Consider the following 2,151-nt stretch of genomic DNA (forward strand, 5'->3'; position numbering starts at 1 on the left):
GCAATTAAAGAATTAAAGGCCAGATGACTCTGGTCACCACCTCCCGTCGTTCAACGCCTGCAATCCGGGCTATTGCAAAAGATCTCGCATTTGCAACCGGTGCCAGATATCTGTCACGCGGAAAACACGGACTTCGTGAAATCGCAAGTGAACATGATCTGTTCGTAGTACTTGAGCAACAGAGATCAGAGATCCTGATGACGTTTTATCGCGATGGGGAGCCCTGCCTTGTTCGTGTCATAAAAAAGCACGAGACCGGTGTCCGTGAAGGGATGCTTACCAGGGGTATCAGGACATCAGATCACGAACTGGGAACAGTTCTTGATGACGGAACATGTCAGGTTGAGTTTTGTGATAATGCAGATGAACTGATACTTGCCTTTGACGGCCCGCAAAGGCGTTGTATGAGACTCGTGCTTGAGAGAGGTATCATTGATGAAGCATGAGGCAGTCTTCACCTTTGACACCCCTGATGCCGGGGTCATTGCTGCATCCCTGGCCCCGGAGTCAGACGCTGGTGAGATTGGAAGATCCCGTGGCAGCGTCCATGCTGTTTCAGACAACTCGCTTCAAATCCGGATTCTGGCCGATGACCTCACGGCGCTCAGGGCTGCCCTGAACACCTGGCTCAGACTGGTTCAGATCGCAGAGGAGATGGTACAGACAACTAAAAAGGCGGGAAGAACAAATGAATAGGAGGAGTTAAGGATGCAGAATATTTCGCCCAAGGTGCAGAATCAGATCAATATGCTTCAGCAGATGCAACAGCAGATGCAGACCATCCTCTCTCAAAAAAGCCAATATGAACTGGCTGCACAGGAAGCACGAAAAGCGGTTGAAGAGTTGAAAGAAACTGATGACTCGGCCGCAGTGTATATGAGTGTTGGAACGGTCGTCATGCAGAAACCAAAATCTGAAGTCATCGCGAAAGTTTCTGAAAAGATTGAAACACTGGAGATCAGGATCAGATCAATTGAGAAACAGGAGAAGATGCTTCAGGAGAAGTTTGAAAAACTTCAAAGTCAGGTTCGTTCAGAGATTGAGGGGCGCAAAACCCCTGATGCAAACTGAATTCATAATTTTTCTTGAGCGAGGATTGCCGAGCCAGGTCAAAGGCGACGGATTTAGGGTCCGTTCCCGAAGGGGTCCGGGTGTTCAAATCACCCTCCTCGCACTCTTCAGTTCAGTGCCTGAGCTGATATCACTACGTTTTTTATTCACTGAAATCAATACTTCTCATCTGCTCATTCGTATATGTGGGATGTGGGGAGTTGTGATGTGGTACATACAAAACAGGGGAAACCGGGCACCTCAAAAAGATCCCGTTATGATGTATGGGGTGATGCTTCTCTTTGTCCTCCTTGTTACCGGGGTTGTTGCCGGAACTGCCTGGGCTGATACCCAGAAAAAAGGAGACGCTGAATCCGGCCCGGATGTTGCAATTATTGATGCAACGGTAAAGATGGACATCTCTGATATGGAGGAGATAAGCCTTGGAACGATCCCGGATGAACGACTGATTGTTACCATCACCGTAAAGAACACGGGAGATCGTGAGGCTCCGGGGTACAAACTTCGGGCTTATCTGGTCCGTGTTGGCAGGGAGGATGAGATTGGTACCCAGATAGGGGGTGATATCACTGATACCAGACTTGGGGCAGGAGAAGTCAGGACATATACCAAGAGCTGGTCGATGCCGACACACCTGAAAAAGGGTGAATACCGGGTGATGGTCGTGCTCGATACGAGTAATTACTTCATCGAACCTGATACAGACAACAACAGAATCACAAGTCAGCAGCCAGTCGTTCCCGGAGCATTAACAGGACCTGAGGGAGCAGTCCCGGTGTATTCACCTGCTGAAATTACCAAGCCCGGATATTATGTGCTCAAGCGGGATATTGACGGCCTGAAAAAACTGAACATTTTCGAGATAAAAGCCTCCGGCGTTACCATTGATGGGGGAGGAAATACAATCCGGGGAAGATCAACAGGCTTTACATCTGGAATTTATATAAATGCCGGTACTGCTCTCAATGATATAACTATTAAAAATGTTGTAATTGAAGGAACAGATGCAGGCATATGGATGTATAAGGCAAGTAATTGCGTGATATCCAACTGTACGTTCAGGAATACTGCCAATATGGG

General features: G+C 48.0%; 4 protein-coding genes and 1 tRNA gene. All 5 read left to right on the forward strand.

Going from position 1 to position 2,151, the window contains the following annotated elements; all coding sequences use genetic code 11:
* Positions 1-23: 23 nt before the first annotated feature.
* The gene (locus PLA23_RS12800; protein ID WP_324475436.1) at positions 24-446 is read left to right on the forward strand and encodes a hypothetical protein; all 423 of its coding nucleotides are present in this window, start codon (positions 24-26) and stop codon (positions 444-446) included.
* Complete coding sequence (locus PLA23_RS12805; protein ID WP_324475437.1) at positions 436-696, forward strand: KEOPS complex subunit Pcc1; 261 nt, start codon at positions 436-438, stop codon at positions 694-696. The genes PLA23_RS12800 and PLA23_RS12805 overlap by 11 nt, the downstream gene beginning before the upstream one ends.
* A 12-nt stretch (positions 697-708) precedes the next feature.
* Positions 709-1,071, forward strand: a complete 363-nt coding sequence (locus PLA23_RS12810; protein WP_324329344.1) for a prefoldin subunit beta — start codon at positions 709-711, stop codon at positions 1,069-1,071.
* Between the two features lie 18 nt (positions 1,072-1,089).
* Positions 1,090-1,174: transfer RNA gene (locus PLA23_RS12815), tRNA-Leu, on the forward strand.
* Positions 1,175-1,276: 102 nt separating this feature from the next.
* Positions 1,277-2,151 (forward strand): CARDB domain-containing protein (locus tag PLA23_RS12820; RefSeq protein ID WP_324475438.1); only part of this gene is annotated, 875 nt, incomplete at its 3' end.

This window comes from Methanospirillum sp. (genome assembly GCF_035406105.1).
Lineage (GTDB): Archaea > Halobacteriota > Methanomicrobia > Methanomicrobiales > Methanospirillaceae > Methanospirillum.

What these genes read in the sequence shown, in the direction of transcription:
- PLA23_RS12800 (WP_324475436.1), top strand. Translation starts at nt 24, where the DNA reads ATGACTCTGGTCACCACCTCCCGTCGTTCAACGCCTGCAATCCGGGCT.
- PLA23_RS12805 (WP_324475437.1), top strand. Translation starts at nt 436, where the DNA reads ATGAAGCATGAGGCAGTCTTCACCTTTGACACCCCTGATGCCGGGGTC.
- PLA23_RS12810 (WP_324329344.1), top strand. Translation starts at nt 709, where the DNA reads ATGCAGAATATTTCGCCCAAGGTGCAGAATCAGATCAATATGCTTCAG.